The organism is Gordonia sp. SL306 (assembly GCF_026625785.1).
Classification (GTDB): domain Bacteria; phylum Actinomycetota; class Actinomycetes; order Mycobacteriales; family Mycobacteriaceae; genus Gordonia.
This window is the reverse complement of the sequence record NZ_CP113063.1, coordinates 865328-890110: the sequence shown is the minus strand read 5'-3', so window position 1 is coordinate 890110 and position 24783 is coordinate 865328. Positions and strand designations below refer to the sequence as shown.

Here is a 24783-nt window from a genome sequence, read left to right as displayed (position 1 = left end):
AAACGTCCCCGCGCCGGCGTGAGCCGACGCGGGGACGCCCATGTGGGACGCCGGGTTGAACGCCTACGCGGTGGACTTGCGGTAGAGGATGAGCGACAACGGGATACAGATCGCCAGGATGGCGACACTGCAGCCGATCGAGTAGCTCACCGCGTGTTCGGCGACCCAGCCGGTTGGTGCCGGGAAATCGGGCGGCGAGGCATTGCCGAATTTCTGGCGGCAGGCGGTGGCGACGGCGGTGACCGGATTCCACTCCGCGATCGGCCGGAGGAATCCCGGCAGGCTCTGCGCCGAGATGAACGCGCTGGACAGGAAGGTCACCGGGAACATCCACAGGAACCCGATGCTCTGGGCCACTTCGACATTGGGTGCAGCCAATCCGGTCACCGCACCGATCCAGGCCATCGCGAGGGCGAACAGCAACAGGACCCCGAACGCGATGGCCGCGTCGAGCGGACTGCCGCGGACGCGCCAGCCGATGGCCAGCCCGCAGGCCACCATCACCGCGAGTCCGAGTATCCCGAGCAGCATGTCCGAGGTGACTCGGCCCGCGATGACGCCGAGCCGGGACATCGGCAGGGACCGGAGCCGGTCGATGATGCCGTCGGACATGTCGTTTGCCAGGCCGACCGTGGTGAATGCGGCATTGAAGACGACGGTCTGGGTGAAGATCCCGGCCATCAGGAACTCTCGATACGATCCGCCGCCGAAGGTGGCGCCGAACACGTAGGCGAAGAGGAACACGAACATCAGCGGCTGGATCGTGGCGCTCACCAGCAGGGTCGGGATACGTCGGACGGTCAGGAGATTGCGTTCGACGATGACGGCGGTGTCGGCAAACATCACACTCGCTCCAATCGTTCGGTGCGGGCCGCGGCCGGGCCTGCGTCAGGATCGTCGTCCTCGGGTCTGCCGGTGAGACGCAGGAACACGTCGTCGAGGGTCGGCGTGGTCACCTCGGCGTCGACCACGTCGATCCCGGCGCGGTCGCAGATCTTCACGGCATCCACGCCGCTTCGGGTGCCGTCGGCGACCGGCACCGACCAGCGGTTGGGTCCGAGCCGGCTCGGCATCCCGAGTCCGACCTCGGCGAGGGTGGTGGCCACCAGGCCGGATCGCTCGTCGGAATTGTCGGTCTCGCGAACCTCGATGGTCAGGAGTGACTGTGCCGTGGTCGATTTCAGCTCGTCGGCGGTGCCCTGTGCCCGCACGCGCCCGTGGTCGATGACGGTGATGGCATCGGCAAGCGCATCGGCCTCTTCGAGGTACTGGGTGGTCAGCAACACGGTCGTACCGGCCGCCACCTGGGTCTCGATCACCTCCCAGATCTGACGCCGACCACGGGGATCGAGACCGGTGGTCGGCTCGTCCAGGATGATCAGTTCGGGTCGGTTGATGAGCGCGCCCGCGAGGTCGAGCCTGCGGCGCATGCCACCCGAGTAGGTACGCATCGGCCGGTCGGCGGCGTCCTCGAGCGAGAGGTCCGCGATCAGTTCGCGGGCACGATCGGAGGCCTCGCCGCGCGACTGCTTGTACAGCTGGCCGACCAGGCGGAGATTCTCGAAACCGGTGAGAGTGCCGTCCACGGCGGCATATTGGCCGGAGACGCCGATCCGGGCACGGACGGCGTCCGGTTCGGCCACCGCATCGAGTCCGCAGACCTCCACCTCTCCCTCATCCGGCCGGAGCAGGGTCGCGACGGTCCGGACCGTGGTGGTCTTGCCTGCGCCGTTGGGTCCGAGGAGCGCGTGGACGGTTCCGGTGGGAACCGTCAGGTCCAGACCGTCGAGTGCATGGACCCGCGGCCCGCGCCCGAAGAGTCCGGAACGGTAGGTCTTCCGGACGCCCGTCAGCCGGAGGGCGCGCGTGTCGCCGGTGCCCTCGGTGTCCGTGCCGTCGATGTCGTCGGTGTGATCGGTGGCGTCAATCATGCTGTGCCGTCCCAATGCGGTCCTCGCTCTCCTTTGCTGCCGCGGCCGACTCCATCGCCCGGATCAGGCTGGCCGGCCGCATGTCTCGCCAATGCTCCTCGACGTAGGCGAGGCAGTCGTCGTGCCCGGCGGGGCCGTGCATGGTGCGCCAACCCTCCGGTACCGGTGCGAACTCGGGCCAGAGCGAGTGTTGCCCTTCGTCATTGACCAGCACGAAGAACACCCCTTCGGTGTCGTCGAACGGATTAGTCATGCTTCCTCCTCGGTGGCGATTCCGTCATCGGTGTTCAGATCTGTGGTGGCGGGTGCTGCCGTACCCTCGATCGCAGCCGCGAATCCGGTCACGTTCTCGGGCAGCAGCATCCGCGCGTGCGTGCAATGCACCACGGTCTCGGCGATCTCGCCGCTCACGTGATCGCGCCAGTCGTCCACCGCGGGTCGCCCCGGCGGTGGGTCACCGGCCGCCGTCACGAACGTCATGTCGCCTCGGAACGTGCCGGGGCGCCAGTGGGCGGCGAGTGGTGTCGCGTGCCGGAACGTCCGGTGGACGGCCTCGAAGTCGGCTTCGGAGAGTCCGGCCAGGGGGCCGCCCGCGGCGCGTACGGCCTGCCATGCCTCGGTGACCGACGGCTCGCGCCCGTCGTCGGCGGCGGCGATGCCGAACTCGGCCAGCAGTTCCGCCACCGACGGTTCGGTCGTGAGGTCCGGGCGGTCGGCGAGCACGAACGAGTCCAGCAGCACCAGTTGCGCCACCTCGTCGCCTGCCGCCTGCAGCGCGATCGCCACCTCGTGGGCGATCAGTCCGCCGAGTGACCAGCCCACCAGGTGATAGGGCCCGTGCGGGGCGACCGTGCGGATTCGGGCCACATAGTCGGCCGCCAGCTCGGAGATGGTCTGTGCCGCAGGCCCACCGGTGAGCATTGGATTCTGCAGTCCGTAGACCGCTCGGTCCGATGCCACGTGCGGTAGCAGCGACGCGAAGCTCCACGAGAGACCGATCGCCGGGTGGATCACGAACAGTGGTGGCTGAGTCGGCTCCGCGGTCGCCGGTGCCCGCCGCAGCGTCAGCAGCGGATCGAACCCGATGCCGGTGATCGACGGCGCGCCATCGGGATCGGCACCGGCCCGGCGGCCCGCGCTCTCGGTCACCGCGGCCAGCTCCGCGACGGTCGGCGCCGCGAACAGCGTCTGAACGGGCACCTCGCAGCCGAGCAGGTCGCCCAGTCGGGCGGCGACGGTGGTGGCCATCAGCGAGTTGCCGCCCAGATCGAAGAAGCCGTCGTCGGCGCCGACCGAGTTCTCGTCGAGCGCCAGTACATCGGTGAAGACCGCGGCGATCTGCTGTTCGATGCCCGGACGCGGCGTGCGTGACGGTGACGCCCCGGAGGCGGCCGGCAGCGCGGAGTGATCGAGTTTGCCGGTCGGCGTGAGCGGTACCTCGTCCAGCCGGGTGATCGACGACGGCAGCATGTGCCGCGGCAGCCGTGATCCGAGATGGGCGCGGATGTCGTCGATGTCCATCGTCGCGCCGGGATAGGTGGTCAGGTAACTGCGCAACGTCGGGGCGCCGGAGGACTCGTCCACCACGGTGACGGCGAAATCGACTGCGGGATGTGCGGCGAGGGCATCGTCGATCTCCCCGAGCTCGATCCGGAACCCGCGGACCTGCACCTGGTTGTCGGCGCGGCCGACGTACTCGATGCGGCCGTCCGGGGTCCACCGCACCAGGTCGCCCGTGCGGTACATCCGCTGACCGGCATATGCGTCCCCGGTGACCATCGGCGCCGGGACGAACCTGGACGCGGTGAGCTGTGGCCGCCGGTGATAGCCGCGGGTGACCTGGTCGCCGATGAGGTAGAGCTCACCGACCACACCGGTGGGAACGGGGTGCAGTCGCCGGTCGAGCACCAGGGCACCGACCCCGTTGTTCGGGGTTCCGATGGTCAGCGGCCCGCCCGGGTCCAATGCCGTACTACCGGTGATGATCACGGTGGTCTCGGTGGGACCGTAGACGTTGAACATCATGCGGCCGGGCGCCCAGCGGCGGACCAGTTCGGAGCCGAAGGCCTCGCCGCCGACGGCGAGCTCGCGCAGGCGCGGCACCGCGGCCGGGTCCATGGTGGCCACCGCGGCAGGGGTGATGAATGCGTGGCTGACCTGATGGCGCTCGATGAAGCGTTCGAGTTCGGTGCCCCCGTAGATCCCCGGCGGCACGATGGCCAGGGCCGCACCGCCGGCGGCGGCCATGAGGAACTCCAGCACCGACGCGTCGAAACTGGGCGAGGCGAAGTGCAGGACGCGTGATTCGTTGTCCGGGTGCATCCGGGTCCGGAGTTCCGCGTGGACGGCCGCGAGTCCGCTGTGCGGGACCAGTACGCCCTTCGGCCTGCCGGTGGAACCCGAGGTGTAGATGATGTACGCCAACTGATCCGGGCGCACCGGCGCGGCCAGCTCGCTCTCCCGGATGGGGGTTGGCGAGGAATGGCCCAACCGGGTCCGGGTCGACAGGTCGTCGAGGACCAGGAGGGGGACGTGGAGGTCGTCGCCGAAGCCCGCGCGGCTCGACGACGTGGTGACCACCATGGATGCTCCGCTGTCGTCGAGCATGTGGCGGATTCGATCGGGCGGGTAGGTCGGGTCGACCGGTACATACGCGGCGCCGGACTTGATGATCGCCCAGATCGTCACGATGGCCTGGATCGATCGGGGGATGGCCATCGCGACAACCGTTTCCGGCCGGTCACCGACCCCGCGTCCGAGCAGGACCCGGGCCAGGCGGTTCGACCGTGCGTCCAGGTCGGCGTAGGTGATCGCATCGCCGTCGGTGACCGCGGCCCAGCCCTCCGGATTGCGCCGGACGGCGTCGGCGAGCAGTTCGCCGAAGGAGGCCTGCGGCGCCGCGTCCGGGCCGGTGGCGGGACTGACCGCGGCGACCTCGAGCGGGTCGGTGATCCGGATGTCCCCGACCGCACGGCCCGGGTCGCAGATGAATGCGCGGACGACGCGCAGCAGTCGCGTGACGATCTGCTCGGCATCCGCCTTCGAGTACCGCGCAGTCGCGTAGGTCAGCTCGACCGCCGCCTCGGATGCCGACGGGGCCATCCCGGTCACGGTGAACTGCATGTCGAACTTCGCGGTGCGCGTGCCGATCTCGGACAGCCCGAGCGTGAGCCCGTCGGTCATCGGCATCGACCCGCCACCCGCGAGCGAGGACTCGGCGAAGTCGTGCACCGACAACGCGATCTGGAACAGGGGATGCCTGCCGATCTCGCGGGTGGGGTTGACGTCGGTGACGACGTCGTCGAAGGGCGCGTCGAGATGGTCGAGCGCCTCGAGGTCGGCGGCTCGCGTCGCGTCGAGCAGATGCGTCACCGATTCCTCGGGTGTCAGGCGGGTGCGCAGCGCCAGGGTGTTCACGAACATCCCGACCACATGCTCGTAGCCGGCCGAGGAGCCACGCGGTGCGCGGTTGGCCACCGGGGTGCCGATGACCAGGTCGTCTCCGAGCCCGAGGCGATGCAGCAGAACAGCGAGTGCGGTGTGCAGCACGGCGAACGGTGTCGTCGAGCGTTCACGGGCGAACTCGGCGAGCGCGACGCGGAGGTCGTCGTCCACCGCGGTCACCACCGACGCTCCTTCGCCGCCGTCGGGTCGGTCGGCCGGGGACGACACGGGGACCGTCGTCTCGGCCGGTGCGCCGGCGAGGACGTCGGCCCAGTAGCGCCGATCCGCGTCGGAGGAATCCGAGACGCCTCCGTCGCCTGCGACCTCGGATGCGTAATCCCGGTAGTCGACGATCGCCGGGGGCCAGATCTGTGTGCGTCCGTCGAAGCGCTCGGTGTAGGCGGTCACGAGGTCGCCCATCAGTACCGGCAGCGAGGCGCCGTCGGCGGCGATGTGGTGGATCACGAGCACCAGGGTGTGGTCGTCGCGGGCGTGTTCGATGACCGCGACGCGCATCGGCGCATCGGTGGTGACATCCATCGGTGCGAGCAGGCGATCGCGCATGGCGTCGTCGGCCGCGATCGGGATGAGATCGCCGACGATGTCGGACGCGTCGTCGAGCACCACACCGACGGGTGTGTCGTCGACCACCGGGTAGATGGTGCGCAGGGACGCATGCCGATTCACGAGGTCGATCAGGGTGTCGCGGAGGATCTCCGGATCGAGAGTGCCGGTGAGGCGGACCGCGAAGGGCATCAGGTAGTCGGTGGCGTCCGGAGCTGTGCGTGCCAGCGACCACAGGCGGCGCTGGACCGGTGCCAGCGGTACCCGGGTCGGTCGAGGCCGATCGGCAGCCGGCGCCGCAGGTGCGGGCATCGCAGCGGCCACCGCATCGGGCGGGATCATCCCGGCCAGCCCGGCGATCGTCGGGGTGTCGAAGATGTCCCGCACCCGCCAGTCCACCGACGGGTAGACGTTGTTCAGCCGACCGACCACGGTGGTCGCCTGGAGCGAGGTGCCCCCGAGGCCGAAGAAGTCGTCGTCTGCGGAGACGGCTCCGGCGTCGACGCCGAGCACGTCGGCGAGGATCTCGATGATCGAGGTCTCCGCCGCGGTGGACGGTGCGCGGCCACCCGGATCGGCGACGGTCACCGCCTCGGGCAGCGCCGACCGGTCCAACTTCCCGTTGGTGGTCAACGGGATCCGGTCGAGCACCGTGACCGACGACGGCACCATCTGGCGGGGGAGCCGCCCGCGCACCGTGTTCCGGAGATCGGTACCGCTGGGTGCCGACGCCGGATCGGTGTGCTCGTGCAACGTCACATATGACGCCAGCACGGCGTCGGCCCCGGTGCCGCGGACGAGCGTGGTCGCGAAGTCGACGTCGGGGTGCTCGGCGAGTGCGCCGGACACCTCGTCGAGCTCGATGCGGAAGCCCCGCACCTTCACCTGATTGTCGGTGCGGCCGCGATAGACGAGCGATCCGGAGGGGGCGCGGTGCACGATGTCGCCGGTTCGGTACATCACCGTGCCGGAGCCGTCCGGCGCCGCGACGAATCGGGATGCGGTGATGTCCGGGCGTCCGAGGTAGCCGCGTGCGACCCCAGGTCCGGACAGGTAGAGCTCGCCGGGCACCATCGACGGCACCGGATGCAGCCGATGGTCGAGGACGAGGGCGTTGCAGCCGGGAATCGGGGTCCCGATGGTGATCGGGTCGCCGGGACGCAGTGGCCGGGAGATAGTCGAGACGATCGTGGTCTCGGTGGGCCCGTACTGGTTCAGATAGCGCCGGTCGGCGCCCCACTGCGCCACCAGGGCCGGGCTCGACGCCTCGCCACCGACGCCGAGAACCCGCAGTGCGGGGAGGTCGGACGTGGTCGCGGCGGAAAGTGCGGCCGGGGTGATGAACGCGTGGGTCACCTGCTCGCTCGCCATGAACTCCACGAGCTCGTCGCCACCGTAGATCGACGGCGGGGCGACGACCATGGTCGCGCCGGTGGCGAACGCCATCAAGAACTCGAGCATGGACGCGTCGAAGCCCGGTGAGGCGAAATGCAGGGTGCGGTCGCCCTCGGCGATCTCGCCGTTCTGCTGTTGCGCGGCGGCGTAGGCCGCGAGACCGCGGTGGGTCACGGTGACGCCCTTGGGCTTCCCCGTCGAGCCGCTGGTGTAGACGATGTAGGCCACGGTGTCCGGGTTCCGCCGGACGTCGTCGGCACAGACGTCTGCGCTGTCGGTCGGGGCGGTCAGCAGGTCGAGCTCGTCGGTGGTCAGCCACCAGAGATGATGCGGCAGTTCACCGAACCGGTCCGGACCGGTGATCCCGACGACGGCCCGGGCGTCGTCGAGCATGTGCCGGACGCGATCGGACGGGTAGCGAGGATCGAGCGGGAGCACGGCCGCACCGGTGCGGGTGACCGCCCAGGTGGCGACCACCGATTCCGCGGACCGGTCCAATGCCACCGCGATCACGTCCTCGGCGCCGACTCCCAGGACGCTCAGGCGATTGGCCCAGCGTGCGGCGCGTCGGTCGAGTTCTGCATACGTGAACGACGTATCGCCGTCGCGCAGTGCGATCGCGTCGGGATGCTCGGCGACGGTGGATCGCAGGATGTCGGCCAGATGGCATGGCTCTGCCAGCGCCGCAACGGGTTCCGGTCCGTCGACCGACAGTGGGAGATCGTCGATCGGTCGCTCGGGGTCGGCGACGATCTGCTGGGTGATCTCCACCAGGCCGCGGGCGATCGCCTCGACACGGGGGCGGCTGAAGACGTCGGTGGCGTAGGTGAACCGGGCCTTGTCGCCACGCAGGCGCAGTTCGAGATCGAAGCGGGCAGCACCGGTCTCGACCTCTTCCGCGGTCACCTCGAGTCCGTCGAGGTGCACGTCGACGCCGAGCGTCGAATTCGAGACTCCGGGCACCGCGTCGAACGCGAGTGCGATCGAGAAGATCGGATGCCGGCCCGTACGAGGCGGATTGACCGTCGCCACCACGTTCTCGAACGGCATGTCGGCCTGCGAGAGCGCCTCGAGATCGCGAGGTCGGATCTCGTCGAGGAGGTGGGTGAACCCGGCCGAACCGTCCACCGGGGTGCGGAGCACGACGGAGTTCACGAACATGCCGACCAGATCGGACAGCCGCGGGTCGGTGCGACCGGCCACCGGGGTGCCGATGACGACATCCGACGGGGTTCCGCCGATATGTGCGTCGGGATCGGCGTGCAGCCGGTGCAGGAGCGCGGCGAAGACGGCGTGGATCGTCATGAACTCCGTTGTCCGGCCGTCGGAGATGGCGCCGAGCGCCGAGCGCAGCGCACCGTCGAGTTCCACCTCGACGACGTCCGCCGCCGCAGTGGTGAGGTCGGCGTCCGCGGACTCCGCGTCCGATGCGGGCTCGGGGATCAGGATGGGGGTGGAGTCGAGACCGTCGAGTTCTCGACCCCACCACCCGGCCAGCTCGTCGAGCCGGCCTTCCAGATTCTCGGCCTGCCACCGGAGATAGTCGCGGTAGCCGACCGGAAGGGCGGCCTGCGACGGTGATCGACCGTCTCGCAGGTCCGCGTAGGCGCCGGCGATGTCACGCGCGAGCGGCGCCATAGACCATCCGTCGGCAGCTATGTGATGCACGACGATGGTCAGCTTGTGGTGTAGGCACTCCGCCTCCCGGTCCCCGGCCACTCGATCGGTGATGCGGTGCAGCATCACCCGGATCGGTGCCTGGGTCGTGAGGTCGAAGGCCGTGCGGGCCAACTGCTCCGACGCAGTGACCCATTCGCCGCCGCCGATCTCCGTCGGCGTCAGAGCCAAGGACATCGCGTCGGCGGGCAGGATGTCGATGACCGGGTGACCGTCGTGGGCCGGGAAGATGGTGCGCAACGGCTCGTGCCGGTCGATCGCGTGGCGTAGTGCGCCATCGAGGGCCGCGACGTCGAGGTCGCCGCGCAGGTCGAGCGCGAAGGCGATGTTGTACTGGCCTGCCGTCCCCGATTCGGCGTCGGTGCCCGTCGGGTCCTGGGCCAGCTGGTTGAGGAACCAGAGCTGTTGCTGTGCCGGTCCGGGAGCGATGACGAGGTCGGCGTCGTGATGCAGGGTGGCCAGTGGCCGATGGTCGGCGTAGTCGGCGTCGGTGTCGGCCGGCGCCGCCAGCCGGGCCAGCTCCTCGATGGTCGAGTGGTCGAAGATGTCGCGGACCGCGATACGGCGCCCGCCGATCTGTTCCAGCTGCCCGACGATCTGCGTGGCGGACAACGAGTTCCCGCCGAGATCGAAGAAGTCGTGATTGCGCCCGACGTCGGCGGTGTCGAGGCCGAGCTGGTCGGCGACGATGGCGGCGACCGTGCGTTCGGTATCGGTACGTGGCGCGACATGGTCCACGCCGCCGACGGTCGAGCCGTCCGCGGTCGCGGGATCCGGCAGTGCCCGCATGTCGACCTTGCCGATCGGCGTGGTCGGGATCTCGTCGAGTTCGATGATCGTGTGCGGGATCATGTGCCGGGGGAGGCGGCGGGCGAGCCGTTCGCGGATCGCCCGGGCGGTGTCCCCGGGCGCCGGCGCGGCGGCACCGTCGGTCCGGGCCGGTTCGATGGTCACGTATGACACCAGTCGGGCCTGTGCGCCCTCACCGGTGGTGGTGGTGACCGCCGCCCGCACCGCGTCGTCGGTGACCAGCGCGGCATCGATCTCACCGAGCTCGATGCGATGGCCGCGGATCTTGGTCTGATGGTCGGCACGACCGCGGAACTCCAACTCGCGGTCGGTGTTCCATCGCACCAGATCGCCGGTGCGGTACATCCGGTCGCCCGGGTCGCCGTACGGATTGGCGACGAAACTCTTGGAGGTCAGCGGTCGCACACCGTGGTAGCCCCGGGCCAGGTGGGGGCCCGCGATGTACAGCTCGCCGACGGCACCGGGCGCGACGGGCTGGAGCCGTTCGTCGAGCACCATGGCGGCGATCCCTCGGATCGGGCGGCCGATGGTGAGGGCACGGGCGTCCGGGGTGATGTCCTCGGAGATCGTCGCCACCACCGTGGTCTCGGTCGGGCCGTAGGCGTTGAACAACGCCCGCCCGGCCGACCAGCGCCGCACCACCTCTGGATTGGGATGTTCGCCGCCGATGACCAGTGCGGCCAGATCGGGGAGTTCCTCGGGCGACATGGTGGTCAGCAGCGAAGGGGTGAGGAACGCGTGGGTGATCCGCTCCGAGCGCATCAGGTGGGCGAGTTCTGCGCCACCCACGATGGTCGGCGGCGCGACATGCATCGTCGCCGCGGCGGACACCGCCATCAGCACCTCGAGGACCGAGGCGTCGAAGCTCGGGGACGCGAGATGCAGGGTGCGGCAGCGCGGGGTGAGGCCGAAGTGGACGACCTGCTGCGCGGCGAAGTCCGCGAGACCGCGGTGGCTGACCACCACGCCCTTCGGGGTGCCGGTGGTGCCCGAGGTGTAGATCAGGTAGGCGGGATGGTCGACGGACGTGGGTCCGTCGAGTTCGCCTGCGCGGATCGGACCGTGGGGCAGAGCCTTTCGCGCGGCGTCGGTGGCCGGATCGTCGAGGATCACGGTGTGGAGGTCGTGGCCCGGATCGCCATCGTCGGCGACCTCGTCCGACGGGGCGGATTCCGTGTCGGTGACGAGCAGTCGGGCGCCGGAATCGCCGACCATGAACGCGATGCGCTCCGGCGGGTAGTTCGGGTCGACCGGCACCCACGCGGCACCGGTGCGGGTGATGGCCCACAGGGTGATCATCCAGTCGGCGCTACGCGGCAACGACACGGCCACATAGCGTTCCGGACCGGCGCCGTGCGCGATGAGCAGCCGCGCCAGACGGTTGGCCGCCGCGTCGAGCTCGCGGTAGGTCAAGACCGACGTGCCGTCGTTCACGGCCACCCGGTCGGGTTCGGCGTCGACCGCGCGGGCGAGGATGCGGCTCAGGTGCTCCACCGGCCGCCTGCCCGCACCGACCGCCGGCACGAGGTCGAGCTGCTCGTGCGGGTCGAGGAGGGAGATGTCACCGATGGAGATCTCGGGGCGGGCGGTGACGGCGTCGATGAGCCGGACGAGTCGTGCCGACAGGCCGGCGATCGTCTCGCGGTCGAACAGTGCCGTCGCGTAATCGATGTCGATGCCCAGTCCGCCGGGATGGCCGTCGGCGTCGGTGTGTTCGGTGAAGGTGAACTGCAGATCGAACTTCGTCTGCCCGATCTCCACACGCGACGCGGTCGCGCTCAGTCCGGCGAACTCCAGCTCGATCGCCGAGCTGTCCTCGACGGCGACCGAGACCTGGAAGAAGGGATGGATGTTGCCCGACCGATCCGGGTTCAGGTCGGTGACCAGGCGGTCGAACGGAAGGTCCGCATGCGCGAAGGCTTCCAGGTCGCGACCGCGGACGTCGGCGAGGAGGTCGGTGAAGCCGGCTCCCTTGTTCACCTCGGTGCGCAGAACAACCGTGTTGACGAACATGCCCACCAGACCGTCGATCTCGGCGTCGCCACGACCGGAGACCGGGGTGCCGACCGCGATGTCGGACGAGGTGGACAGTGTGCGCAACAGGGCGGCGACCGCGGCGTGCAGCACCATGAAGGTGGTGGCGTCGTTCTCGGCGGCCAGCGTTCGCAATCCGCGATGGCGGGGCGCCGAGATCCCGGCGTGCAGGGTGGCACCGGCGGAATCGGGAGTGCGCGGACGGGGACGATCGAACGGGAGCTCGGTCTCGCGCGGGGAGTGGGCCAGGCGCTCGGTCCAGTACTCGAGATCCGCCTCGACGGGCGAGTCGGGGCCCGAATCCGTCAGCCATGCATGGCGTGCCGCGCTCACCTGTGAGTAGGTCAGCGGCAGGGCGGGCCAGTCGGGCTCGGACCCGTCGCGACGTGCGCGGTAGGCGGCGGCAAGGTCGGCGGCGAGCGGCGCGAGGGACCATCCGTCCGCGGCGATGTGGTGGATGACGACGGTCAGCCGGTGGTCGTCGTCGCCGGTCCGGACCAGGCGGGCCCGGATGGGCAGGGACCGGACGAGCTCGAACGGCGCGGCGGCATACTCGCGTGCACTCGTGATCTCGGCCCGGTCGCCTGCGGTGGCGTCGAAGACGTCCAGTGTGACATGGGCTTCCGATGCGTCGGCGACCTCGGCACAGGCGATGCCCTCCCGCTCGGACACCGTCGTCCGCAACGGCTCGTGGCGTCCGACGACATCGTTCAATGCCGCCCGGAGCGCATCGACGTCGAGCTCGCCGACCAGTCGTACCGTGAACGGGATGTTGTAGGTGGCAGCGGCTTCCGGGTCGAGGCGGGCGGCGAGCCACAGGCGGTACTGGGCGGGTGAGAGCGGGATGGGGCCGTCGACGCGCTCGGGGGCCGAATCGTGGGGGACAGCGCCGGAGCGCAGGGTCTGCTCGTCGACCCCGAGCGCGGCGATGGCGTCGGCGATGCCGGTGAGATCGGTGCTGTCGAACACGGTGCGCAGGTCGATCCGTCGTCCGATCGCGCGGGAGAGTCGGGCCGCCACACGGGTCGCCGACAGCGAGTTGCCGCCGAGCGTGAAGAAGTTGTCCGACATCGAGACACCGTCGGTGCCGAGCACCGCGGCGACCGTGTCGGCGACGAGTTCGCCGATCGGCTCCTGCGGTGTCACATGTTCGGCGGAGTCGGGCCGCGGCGGTGCGGGCAGCGCGCGCCGGTCGAGCTTGCCGTTGGCGGTCGTGGGCAGATCGTCGAGCACGACGATCGTCGTCGGGACCATGTGCTCGGGGAGACGGTCGGCGAGTTCGGTCCGCAGGGTGCGGTCGGACAGATCGTCGCCGCTGACATAGCCGACGACGGCGGCTGAGTCGGCGACCACGTCGTCCCGGACGACCACGCCGGCGGCGCGGACGCCGTCGAGGCTGCTCAACGCGGCCTCGATCTCGCCGAGTTCCACTCGCTGTCCGCGGATCTTCACCTGAGAGTCACTGCGGCCCAGGTACTCCAGCTCGCCGTCGGCGCGGCGGCGGACCAGATCGCCGGTGCGATAGAGACGAGTGCCGGTGCCGTACGGATCGGCCACGAACCGGCCGGCCGTCAGATCGGGACGATTGCGGTAGCCGCGCGCGAGCTGGACGCCGCCCAGATAGAGCTCACCGATCGCGCCGATCGGCTGGGGCGCCAGTCGGTGGTCGAGGACCTGGACCGTCGTGTTCCAGACGGGCGCGCCGATGGGCACCGCGCCGGCATCGGATGCGCAGTGGTCGTGGAAGGTGACGTCGACGGCCGCCTCGGTGGGGCCGTACAGATTGTGGACCGGTGCGTCGGTGAGACGTCCGAGGGCCGCGACGGCTTCCGGGGTGAGTGCCTCGCCGCTCGTGACGATCCGGCGCAGTGACCGCAGATCGTCGACCACTCCGTCGTCCCCGCCGTGTGCGGCGGCGAAGGCCGAGAGCATGGACGGGACGAAGTGGGTGGTGGTGACCGCGTGCCGGGCGATCACGTCGCGCAGATACCACGGGTCGCGATGGCCGTCCGGGCTCGGTATCACCATCGTCGCCCCGGTGATCATGGGCCAGTAGAACTCCCAGACGGATACGTCGAAAGTGGCCGGTGTCTTCTGCAGCACGCGATCGGTGCTGTCGAGGCCGTACCGGGATTGCATCCACGACAACCGGTTGACGATCGACCGGTGACTGATCATGACGCCCTTGGGTTTTCCGGTGGAACCCGAGGTGAACAGCACGTACGCGGGATGATCGGCGTGCAGTTGCGTGGCGCGGGGTGTGTGCACCGCGTGGCGACCGCGGCCGGGATGGGCATCGGTCCGGAGTTCATCGAGACCGACGGTGTCGACATCGTGGTCGGGCAGGGCGGCGCCGTCCGGGGTGATCACGACGGCGGGCCGCGCGGTGTCGAGGATGTGCTGTAGACGGGCCGCGGGTTCGGCAGGGTCGACCGGCAGGAATGCCCCGCCGGCCAGGGTCACCCCGTGCAACGCGACGATTTGTTCGACGCTGCGCGGGAGGCCGACGCCCACCACCGATTCGGGTCCGATGCCGCGGGCACGCAGGCCCTCGGCCACCGACCGGGCGCGGGCGGCGAACTCCGAGTGGTCGAGGGATTCGCCGTCGACGTCGATGATCGCGGTCTGCGTGGCGTGGCTCCCGAACGAGTCGGTGAGGAGGTCCACCAGAGTGGTGTCGCCGAGATCGACGGCGTCGCCGGTCGCGAATCGGCGGGCGACGGGTCCCTCGTCGTCGGCGATCAACGGGATCGAGGTGACCGGTCGGCCGGGATCGGCCAGCACGAACCGCTCGACGAAGGAGACGATCCGGTCGTGATGGCGCTCGATCTCCTCGGGCGAATAGACATTCGGATTGGCCTCGAGGTCGAGGCGCATGCCGCCGGTGAAACCGTCGTAGACGTTGATCGACGCGTCCTCGACCGGTCCGGTGGAGAGCACGTTGAGCTCGCCGCGCAGCGTGCCGAAGTCGATGTGCTCGAAGAACAGCATCACGTTGACCATCGGCCCGAAGAAGCCACGACGTCCGCCGGGCGACCCGAGTACGTCGCCGGTGATGTCCTCGTGGCGGAACTTCTGGTGGCGCACAGCCTGTTTGACGTCGGCATTCACCGTGCGGAGGAACTCGCCGAGCGTGACCTCTTGCTCACCGGGTGCGTCGATGCGGGCGCGCACCGGCACGACGTTCGACGTCAGGCCGGCCGACGTCCGCAGGATGTCGCGGTCGCGGGCGGCGACCGGCAGGCTCAGCATCGCCTCGTCGCGATCGGCGAAACGCGCGAGGTAGACGGCCACCGCCGCGGTGATCACCGAGGCGGGCCGGACGGTGTGATCGCGGGCGATCTCACGGATGCGCTCGACGAGGGGCTGGGGGAGGGTGTGCGCCCGCACGGTGGCGGTGGGAGCCGCCGCCGCGGTCGCCGTCGAGAGGGAGGTGATCTCGGGGAGGGCGCCTGTGTCGTCGAGGAGGTGGTCGGCCCAGTAGCGCCGGTCATCGGCGAAGGCCTCGGACGAGCGGTACTCCCGGTCGAAGTCGGCGATCTGTGCCATCGACGCGATCTGGGCGGGCGGCACCTCACCGTCGCCGACGATCGCGGTGTAGTGCTGGGCGACGCGCATCATCATGTACATCGCGGCATAGCCGTCGAAGGCGAGGTGGTGGCCCCAGCAGTACCAGATGTGGTGTTTGTCGCCGAGGCGCAGCAGGTAGGTCTGCAGCAGCTCGTCGTTGTAGAGGTCGGTGGCATGTGACCGGTGATCGTCGATCCAGGCCATCGCCGCGGCCCGCGGGTCGTCGGCGTCGGAGAAGTCCCGGCGGCCGAGGATGATCGTCCGGTCGTCGTCGACGAGAGTCACGGGCTCGCCGTCGTCGGTGGCGATCAGCCGCAGGCGTCCCGACTCGGTCTCGTGCGCCGTGGCGGCGACCGCGCTCTCCATGACGTCGGCGTCGACATCGTCGCGGAACTCCGCGAACGCCGCCACCGACATGGGCACCTCGGGATCGAGTTGCTGGGCGTAGAAGATGCCGCGCTGTGCGGCGGTCATCGGGATCGCGCCCTGGGGGGCGATGTGACCGATGTCGGTCCGGATGGCGTTGTCGGTGGTCACGCGGTCCTCCCTCTGGTCGGCTGTTGGCTCGGCGGGTTGCCGGTGCGTCGGCCGTCTATCGGTGCTTCGCGTGAGGGGGCGCCGCAGATTGGTCCGGATCGACGGCAGCGCGAATCGACGCGGCATCGCGTCGACGAGAAGCGGACATTTCGCCGACAGCAACCGATATCTCGCCGACAGCAACGGGAACTGCGCCGACAGCAACCGGAATCTCGCCGACAGCAACCGCGATATCGTGGAGTGAACGACCGCATCGGCCGGGATTTGGTTCCGACCTGCGGTTTCCCCTACACTTGTGGGGTTGCCTGCGGCACAGATGTGTCGCGAATCGGCTCGTGAACCCACTGGGATGGCCGCTCTGACGCGATGTCGGACGCAAAACCCCAGGCAGGCGCGTGTCCGGTGGTGACAGACCGTGTGCGTCGGGTCGGCAATCCGGCGGACATAAACATCCAGGTCAAGGAGATTGACGAGTGATTCAGCAGGAATCTCGCCTGCGGGTCGCCGACAACACCGGTGCGAAGGAAATCCTTTGCATCCGCGTGTTGGGCGGTTCCTCGCGGCGCTACGCCGGCATTGGTGACGTGATCGTCGCCACTGTCAAAGACGCCATCCCGGGCGGCAACGTCAAAAAGGGTGAGGTCGTCAAGGCGGTCATCGTGCGCACCTCCAAGGAGCGCCGTCGTGCGGACGGAAGCTACATCCGCTTCGACGAGAACGCCGCCGTCATCCTCAAGGGTGAGAGCGATCCCCGTGGTACCCGCATCTTCGGCCCGGTCGGCCGTGAGCTGCGTGAGAAGAAGTTCATGAAGATCGTGTCGCTGGCACCGGAGGTGATCTGACATGAAGGTGCACAAGGGTGACACCGTGATCGTCATCTCGGGCAAGGACAAGGGCGCCAAGGGCAAGGTCATCCAGGCCTTCCCGAAGGAGCAGCGGGTCCTGGTCGAGGGCGTGAACCGAATCAAGAAGCACACCGCCGCCTCGGCGAACGAGCGTGGTGCAGCCTCCGGCGGCATCGTGACCCAGGAGGCCTCGATCCACGTCTCGAACGTGATGGTCGTCGACTCCGACGGAACTCCGACCCGCGTGGGCTACCGCGAGGATGCGGAGACCGGCAAGAAGGTCCGGATTTCCCGCAAGAACGGGAAGGACATCTGACATGACCACTACTGAGAATGTCCAGCCTCGGCTGAAGACGCGCTACCGCGAGGAAATCAAGGACGCGCTCAACAAGGAATTCACCTACGACAACGTCATGCAGATCCCCGGCGTGGTCAAGGTCGTGGTGAACATGGGTGTGGGCGACGCCGCCCGCGACGCCAAGCTGATCAACGGCGCGGTCTCGGACCTCGCTCTGATCACGGGTCAGCGGCCGGAGATCCGTCGCGCCCGCAAGTCCATCGCGCAGTTCAAGCTGCGTGAGGGCATGCCGATCGGTGCCCGTGCCACGCTGCGCGGTGACCGGATGTGGGAGTTCCTGGACCGACTCGTGTCCATCGCTCTCCCGCGTATCCGCGACTTCCGCGGACTGTCGGATCGTCAGTTCGACGGCAACGGCAACTACACGTTCGGCCTGAACGAGCAGTCGATGTTCCACGAGATCAACATCGACAACATCGATCGGCCGCGGGGTATGGACATCACTGTCGTCACCTCGGCCACCACCGACGACGAAGGCCGCGCACTGCTTCGCGCGCTGGGCTTCCCGTTCAAAGACAACTCCGTGAAGGACAACTGACATGGCAAAGAAGGCTCTGGTCAACAAGGCCAACAAAAAGCCCAAGTTCGCCGTGCGGGGCTACACCCGGTGCAACCGTTGCGGCCGTCCGCACTCGGTGTTCCGCAAGTTCGGCCTCTGCCGTGTGTGCCTGCGCGAGATGGCACACGCCGGTGAGCTCCCGGGCGTGCAGAAGTCGAGCTGGTGACTTTTCGCCGCTGGTCGAGTAGCCCGGAGCGCTAGCGCAGGGCGTATCGAGACCACCAGCGGCACAACGCAGTTCGAACGGCCCCACCTCTCGGGCGAGAGGTGGGGCCGTTCGTGCGTTCAGCGTCGCCGCAGCGCAGCTCTACGCTGCGCCCGGTTGGGGCCGGGCCCGCGGCTGATCACCCGCTGTACCCGGACCCGATCTGCGCCCGTCCCGGCGACGCCTTTCAGCTTCTGATCGAGCTCGGCGAGCGAATAGCCCTCGTCCCACGGGTATTTCCCGAAGTCATCCGCCCAGACCGCCTGCAGCGCCGGCGCGTCCGGGAACAACTCGCCCGTCACGATCAGATCGTCCTTGTCGATCATCTCGATGACGCGGACCGGGACATCGAGCGAGCTCACCATGATGTCGACACCGCGATCGACCGCGTCCCGCCAGTCGTAGGTGTGGAAGATGTCGCCGAGCTCGTTGAGCAACTCCCGGCTCGTCCAGGCGTCGAGCCCGTAGACGGCGAGTTCCGGGATGCTGTGCAGACCCATCCCCGAGGTGTAGGCAAAGGAGCAATCCGGCGGATGGCACTCGTCGGACGGGCACGAGCATTGCTCACTGATGGCGGTCACCGCCCATCCGTGTGCTCGGATTCGGTTGATCGTGTCCTGAACCAACGGGTTCGGATGCCAGCGGCGCAGTCCCCGGATGGCGGCGGCATGGTCGGACATGATTCGCTCCTTTGTTCGAAGATGCCCTCGAGTAGAGCAAACGGGTCCGACAGAACCGCGCGCAGCAGGTCAGCGGTCTCCTCGGGCGATGGCGACGACTTCGTCCTCCGTCGGCGGGCTCTTCGGATGGTACGAGAGGCACAAGGGAGTCTGCGTTTTCGCGAACACTCCGCCGTCGAGTGCCGTGTAGAACACGCCCGTCGACAGTCGTCCGACATCCGGGATGACACTGCCCTTGGTCTTCGCGATCGCCTGGGCCGCGGAGATCTGGGCGGGGGAGTTGAGGAGGCCGAAGAACTGCGTCGAGGCGTTGCCGGGGATCTTGTTGTCCAGCCCCTTCGGCGCCTGGGTGGCGAAGACCAGGCCAAGACCGTACTTGCGGGCCTGGGAGACCAGGGCGAGGGTGCTCTGGGTGCACGGCGTCGTCCGGTCCGACGGCGCATAGTTCTGCGCCTCGTCCATCACGAAGAGACCGCCGAGCGGTCGCTGTGCCGCCGGGTTCTTCTTGATCCATGCGAACAGGGCCATCTGCAACTCGTTGACGAAGTTGTTCCGCTTGTCGTCGCTGCTCAGTGCCGCGAGGTTGATCACCGACACCCGGGCCCGGAAGCCCGGCGAGGGGGTGAGCAGCAGGCCGGGGTCCGCCGGGACGCCGCGCCCGCCGAACAACGGGTCGTTGGCGCGTGCCGCCTTCAGGTTCTCGGCGATCTCACCGGCGAACTTGTGCGCGTTCATCAGTCCGCTCACCTCGTCCGGCAGATCGGAGAGCACGTCGATGAAGTCGGCGATCGCACCGCCGCCCTGTCTGCCGAAGTACCGGAGCGCATCGTGCAGGACCGCGCGCGACTGCACCGACTTGGCGGTCTTGCCTGCCACCATGGCCCTGGGGATGAGACCGGCCGCTGCGGATTCGACCGCGGCGGTGAACTCGTCCGGGTCATCGAGGACACCCGCGAAATCCGGCAGCGGACGAAAGCTCAGCGGTCTGCCGTTGCTGCGGCCGGGGGTGAACACGACGACCTCGGTGCCGGCGAGGAAGTCGGCAGCCTTGCGCTCGTCGTCGGTGTGCCAGTCGCGGGACCCCTGCGGCCACGCCGTTCCCAGCCGCGCGAGGTCGTTGTTCACATCGAGCACGATCGAGGAGACACCTTGCAGGGCAGCCTCTTCGACGATCCGCCGGATCAGCACGGTCTTCCCCGAACCCGAACCGGCGAAGATAGCGATGTGCTTGCGGAGGGCCTCGAGGCCGATGTGCACGGGACGGCCGTCACCGACCACGGTCCCGAGCGGGATGGCGGTGCCGTCCGGTGACGTCGCGCGGTTCCGCTGCGATGCTGCCGCACCCGGTGCCCCTGAAACCCTTGGAGGCGAGCTCTTTACGGCAGAGAATGTGCCGAGGACGACGTTCTGGGCGATCTCGCTGAGCGCGGGGACGGCATAGCGGTCGACGGGGCGGGTCGATTCCGGCGCGGTCCAGCCGCGAGGGCCGTCGGTCCGCACGGCAGCGGTGGGGGTCGGGATGGGCTCCAGGGTGGGCGGTGCTGCGTCGACGGCCGGCTCGAGGATCTCCTTGATGAAACCGACGCGGGCCGCGGGATTGCGTCGCGCGATCCACTCGGTGAGGAATTCCGAACGCTCCGAACGTAACCGCGCCAACGCGGAGAGTACTCGGATGTCCTCATCGGTCCAGGCGATCACCCGGCCGCCGCGTTGTTCGAACTCGGCCACCATCTCCTGGGTCCTGGCACCCGACGGCCAGGGTCCGCGTCGGAGGAGGACGAGTGCACGGGCCGCGCTCCCGCGGGAGAGTCCCGCCGCCGTCGTCGCGTTCGCGAGGCGGGCCTGCACTGCGCGGTGATGTGAGGCGCAGAGGCCACGAAACGCCCACGACTGCTCGGTATCGGCCTCCGGGTCGAGGATGCGCCGGATACGCCCGTGCAGAACGGCTTTGGGGCTGGGCTTCGGATCCTGTTTGAAGGCCGTGCCGGCGTCTCCGAGTGCCTCGATCCACGAGGCCAGTCCCGCCTGGAGCAACGGCGGGACGACGCGGTCCTCGCTCTCCGGGGCCACGGCCGGTGTCGGGTCGGCCGCGTCGAGCAGCTCGTCGAAACGCCGATCGAGCTGTGTGAGTGCGGGATTCTCGTCCGACTGCGAGGTGTTCTCAGGCTGTTGATCGGCGGTCAGCGACGTCATCTCTGCGAACGTGTCGGCGCGCAGGCAGGCGCCGATGTGACGGTCGGCTGTGCGCATCAGTTCGCGTGGTGTGAAGTCCACCGATGCCGCGAGCGCCCGGTCGGTGACCGGCCAGGTGGGGTAGGGAGGGCGGAAGCCGACCTCGGCGAAGCATGGTGCAAAACGTTTGGCGAGCAACGCGCGTCCGAAGTCGGCGGTCGACGGCCGTTGCAGGTGGGGTGGCTGACGGAACCGGTCCGTCGCCGACGCCATGACCCGGTTCTCGAGGTAGTCCCAGGCGGCTGTGATACACGAGACCACCGCCGCCGTACGGCTCATCGTCTCGCGGATGGACATGAGGCCGTGGGCGACCTTCTCGACCGCGTTCTCGTCGTGGCGGTTCTCCGACTTCGCGGCCTCGATGAGCGTGTCGATCTGGTCGATGGCGAGTACCGACGCATTGTCGAAGGCGATGATCCGGGAGATGTTCTCGACGATCTCGTGGTAGCCGAGCCGGGCGTTGCGGATACCCCAGACGGCCAACTCCTGCCCGTCGTCGACGTCGAGGTGCAGAAACGCCTCGCCGAGATCCTTGGTGGCGAAGTCGTCCGCCTCGGTCAGCACGAGCGCGCGCAGGATGTGTTGAGATCTGCGACGGTGTCGCGAGTGCTTGGTGTACACCGACGTGATGAACCGGTCGAGGATCTCGGGCGTCACCTCGGTGGTGCCCGTCACGGCGTCCAGATCGGCGGCCGCGACCCCGGTGTCGCGGCCGAGTTGATCGAGGAGCTGGGCGAGTTGGGATCGGTGGGTCGGGGTGGGCCGACTCAGGTCCTCGAGTATGGCGACCAGCACCGAACGCCAGAAGTCCTCGCCGTCCAGGAGTTTGACGAGAAAGAAGTATCCGCCTGCCGCGTGTACGCGTTCGCGGACCTGGCCGAGCAGGTGGGTCTTGCCCGCGCCTGCCGGTCCCCGCACGGCCACACCGAGCGGACTCGCGCCGGTGCTGCGCCTGGCGTCGTCGAAGGCACGGATGACCTCGTCCACGGTGGGCTCGTGCAATCCCCGGACATGCAGTGGCGCCTGTGATCCCCAGACGTCGTCTGGGGTGGCGGCCCAGTCGAGTCGGATCGATTCGAGCGCTTGCCTGGTGGGTTCGTCCATCACAGGTCCTCGATCGCGAAGAGGTGACACAGCTGGGTGCCGACCCGGACCGCGGCCGACCGGTCGGCGTCGGTCAGCAGCATCTGATCCTCCTGCGGGATGAGACTCACCCCTGGTCGTCTCTGCAGGCGGACGAGGGCGTCGTCGAGCTCGCCCGCCTCGACATCGGGGAGACGGGCACGCAGCGTGGTCATCGCCACCCAGGCGCCGGGGCCGCGCGCCGATTGCGCATAGGCGGCACGAATCCGGCGGTCGACGTCGTCGTCGGGCGCGGTGGGTGGTGCCGGTGGCGTGACGGGTACCGGTGCCGCTGCCGGAGGAGATGCGGGAGGTCGGAACACCTCGTGCAGGCGCAGGTCGTCGGCGACGAGGTATCGCCCGATGCCCGCCATGACCGCATACAGCGCACGAATCGGCGGCTGCGCGCCCTTGGGCGGTGTCTCGTCGAGTTCTCTTGCACACCAAGCCCACCCACGATCGGTCAGGCTGTGCACGTAGCTGTTGCGCGGTCCCTTCGCCGATTCGATGAGGCCGAGGTCGTTGAGTTTCTGCCGACTCGGCCGGGTCAGTTCGGGCGCGAGGGTCCGGAGTTCCGGATTCGGGACATCTCGTGCCTGCGACATCAGCACGAACAGCACAGCGCTCTGCGACGGCGTCAGCGGGTGGTGTTCCAACGTCAGTGGCTCCTCGAGGCGGCCGGCGGCATGGGTGCGGCGGTCATCGTTGAGGAATATATCGGTACGCGCCGACCACGGCTCGGGTCGAGGGGCTCGACGATGTCCCGCAGCCGCATCGCGACGTCATCTCGTTCCCGCGACCTCGATGGATGTCGCGCGAACCAGATGAGATCGAGGGAAAATGAACGCGCGCGTCACACGGTGGACTGCGGGACCGGCTTGCGCTTGATCCCGAACAGCGTGAACAACGCGGCGCCGGTCGCGAACACGACGAGCAGCGTCAGTCCGATGGTGTAACTGTGCTCGGCAGCGTTGTAGGTCGCGCCCATCACCATCGGCGGGAAGAAACCGCCCATCCCGCCGGCGGCGCCGACGATGCCGGTCACCGATCCGACGCGTTCGGGAGGCGCGGCCTGCGCCACCCAGGCGAACACCGAGCCCGACCCGAGGCCCATACAGGCCGCCATCAACACGAAGTTGATGCCGGCGGGGATCTCCAGCGGCGGCTCGGTGATCATCCAGATCGCCAGCACCGCAGCGCCGGCGCACGAGATGAACGTGATCACGCGGGGTCCGAAACGATCGGAGAGCACACCGCCGATCGGACGGGCGATGACGGCGGCGACGGCGAATCCGGCGGTACGGGTTCCCGCAGCCTGTAAGTCGAAGTCGTAGATGTCCTTGAGGTACGTCGGCAGATAGGTGGAGAAGGCGACGAAACCACCGAAGGTGGCCGCGTACAGCAACGACATCTGCCAGGTGATCGGCAGTTTCGCGGCGGCGACGAGCTTGGGTGTCACCGCCGCACGGTTCGGCTGCCATCCGGGGGAGTCGTGCATGAACATCCAGACGAGGACGGCAACCACCACGAGCGCAATCGCGATGATGACGTGGGTGGTGACGTACCCGAACCAGCTCACGAAACGGGGCGTGAAGAACGCCGACAGCGCTGTTCCGCCCATGCCTGCCCCGAAGATGCCGGTCGCGAAACCGCGTTTCGACGGCTCGTACCAGGCGTTCACGAACGGGATGCCGACGGCGAACGTGGTGCCGGCGATGCCGAGGAAGAACCCGACGATGAGCATCATCGGGTACGAACCGAGTTCGCCTGCCACCGCGACGAGTACGACGAAGGGTGCGGTCGCGACGAGGAGGACGGGGAACATCAGACGCCCACCGAATCGGTCGGTGAGGGCCCCGGTGAGGATGCGCCCGAGTGAGCCGACGACGATCGGGATCGCCACCAGCACCGACTTCTGCGTGGACGACAGATCGAGTTCCTGGGCATATCGGACGCCGAGCGGCGCGATCAGGTTCCAGGCCCAGAAGCTGATGCAGAAGGCGAGGGTCGCGAGTGCGAGGTTCAGCGTCTGTCCGGCGCGAAGTGCGGCCGGGGTCGATGTTGCGGTGGTCATCGCTGGCGATCCTTTGTTCCGACGGGCGCCCAACCGGGCCGGGACGTGCGGCTACCGGGAGCCCGCGCAGCGTCTCGGCTCCGATAGACGATGTAGGGCCGGAAGAGGTAGTGCACCGGCGCGGTGAAGGCGTGGACGAGGCGCGTGAACGGCACCATCGCGAACACGAGCATCCCGACGAGGACGTGGATGTGGAAGCGCAGGGGCGCCTCGCTCATCGCGTGGACGTCGGGTTGCAGGTAGAAGATCGAGCGGAACCACGGTGACACCGTTTCGCGGTAGTTCACGCCCTCGGCGCCCGGAACAGTGCCGATCAGCGTGATGAAGAGGCCGAGGACCAGCGCGGCCGTCAGAACGACGTACATCACCTTGTCGTTGGTGGTCGTGGCCATGAAGACCGGACCGGAGCGTCGCCGCCGGTAGATCAGGATGGCCAAGCCCCCGAGGGTGGCGATCCCGGCTATCAACCCGAACAGCGCCGCGGTGACGTGGTACATGTCCTCGGACACACCGATCGCGTCGGTCCACGACTCGGGGATCACCAAACCCATTGCGTGCCCGATGATCACCACCAGGATTCCGAAGTGGAAGAGCGGCGACCCGATGCGCAACAGGCGCGACTCGTAGAGCTCCGAGGAGCGTGTCGTCCAGCCGAACTTGTCGTAGCGGTACCGCCAGATGGTGCCGCCGATGAGCAGGAGCAGCGTCACGTACGGCAGCACACCCCACAGCACCACGTCCATGAC

Annotated in this window: 14 protein-coding genes; 5 read left to right on the top strand and 9 right to left on the bottom strand. The window is 68.6% G+C overall.

Annotated elements, in window-relative coordinates; translation table 11 throughout:
- Positions 1-63: 63 nt before the first annotated feature.
- The 4 genes from OVA31_RS04245 to OVA31_RS04230 are packed head-to-tail and all read right to left on the bottom strand — an operon-like array spanning position 64 to position 15962.
- Positions 64-843, bottom strand: coding sequence for an ABC transporter permease (locus OVA31_RS04245; RefSeq protein WP_267629854.1), 780 nt, complete (start codon positions 841-843; stop codon positions 64-66).
- Positions 843-1931, bottom strand: coding sequence for an ATP-binding cassette domain-containing protein (locus tag OVA31_RS04240; RefSeq protein ID WP_267629853.1), 1089 nt, complete (start codon positions 1929-1931; stop codon positions 843-845). The genes OVA31_RS04245 and OVA31_RS04240 overlap by 1 nt, the downstream gene beginning before the upstream one ends.
- Positions 1924-2184 carry an MbtH family protein gene (locus tag OVA31_RS04235; RefSeq protein WP_267629852.1) on the bottom strand — a complete coding sequence of 87 codons (261 nt, stop codon included), beginning with the start codon at positions 2182-2184 and terminating at the stop codon, positions 1924-1926. Before OVA31_RS04235 ends, OVA31_RS04240 begins: the two co-directional genes overlap by 8 nt.
- Positions 2181-15962: an amino acid adenylation domain-containing protein gene (locus OVA31_RS04230; RefSeq protein WP_267629851.1), complete on the bottom strand. Its 13782-nt coding sequence runs from the start codon at positions 15960-15962 to the stop codon at positions 2181-2183. The genes OVA31_RS04235 and OVA31_RS04230 overlap by 4 nt, the downstream gene beginning before the upstream one ends.
- A 70-nt stretch (positions 15963-16032) precedes the next feature.
- Between OVA31_RS04230 and OVA31_RS04225 the strand changes: the two genes are divergently transcribed.
- From OVA31_RS04225 to OVA31_RS04205, 5 genes are all read left to right on the top strand, one after another.
- Entirely contained in the window at positions 16033-16206 is a 174-nt protein-coding gene (locus tag OVA31_RS04225; protein WP_267629850.1) for a hypothetical protein, read from the top strand.
- Positions 16207-16435: 229 nt separating this feature from the next.
- Positions 16436-16804 (top strand): 50S ribosomal protein L14, encoded by a 369-nt coding sequence (gene rplN, locus OVA31_RS04220; protein WP_161062089.1) that lies wholly within the window; start codon positions 16436-16438, stop codon positions 16802-16804.
- Position 16805: 1 nt separating this feature from the next.
- Entirely contained in the window at positions 16806-17123 is a 318-nt protein-coding gene (gene rplX / locus OVA31_RS04215) for a 50S ribosomal protein L24 (RefSeq protein WP_164308704.1), read from the top strand.
- Between the two features lies 1 nt (position 17124).
- Entirely contained in the window at positions 17125-17703 is a 579-nt protein-coding gene (gene rplE / locus OVA31_RS04210) for a 50S ribosomal protein L5 (RefSeq protein ID WP_164308705.1), read from the top strand.
- A gap of 1 nt (position 17704) precedes the next feature.
- A complete protein-coding gene (locus OVA31_RS04205) occupies positions 17705-17890 on the top strand; it encodes a type Z 30S ribosomal protein S14 (protein ID WP_161062092.1) in 186 nt (61 codons plus the stop codon).
- A gap of 119 nt (positions 17891-18009) precedes the next feature.
- Here OVA31_RS04205 and OVA31_RS04200 read toward each other — a convergent pair whose 3' ends face one another.
- The 5 genes from OVA31_RS04200 to narI all read right to left on the bottom strand — a co-directional run bounded on the left by OVA31_RS04200 (position 18010) and on the right by narI (position 24780).
- A complete protein-coding gene (locus OVA31_RS04200) occupies positions 18010-18609 on the bottom strand; it encodes a DUF4262 domain-containing protein (RefSeq protein ID WP_267629848.1) in 600 nt (199 codons plus the stop codon).
- A 69-nt stretch (positions 18610-18678) separates the two neighbouring features.
- Positions 18679-21945, bottom strand: a complete 3267-nt coding sequence (locus OVA31_RS04195) for a helicase HerA domain-containing protein (protein ID WP_267629847.1) — start codon at positions 21943-21945, stop codon at positions 18679-18681.
- Positions 21945-22619 (bottom strand): MarR family transcriptional regulator, encoded by a 675-nt coding sequence (locus tag OVA31_RS04190; protein WP_267629846.1) that lies wholly within the window; start codon positions 22617-22619, stop codon positions 21945-21947. Before OVA31_RS04190 ends, OVA31_RS04195 begins: the two co-directional genes overlap by 1 nt.
- Positions 22620-22816: 197 nt before the next feature.
- On the bottom strand, positions 22817-24037 hold the full coding sequence (locus OVA31_RS04185) for a nitrate/nitrite transporter (protein WP_267629844.1): 1221 nt from the start codon (positions 24035-24037) through the stop codon (positions 22817-22819).
- Entirely contained in the window at positions 24034-24780 is a 747-nt protein-coding gene (gene narI / locus OVA31_RS04180) for a respiratory nitrate reductase subunit gamma (protein WP_267629843.1), read from the bottom strand. The genes OVA31_RS04185 and narI overlap by 4 nt, the downstream gene beginning before the upstream one ends.
- Between the last annotated feature and the right edge of the window lie 3 nt (positions 24781-24783).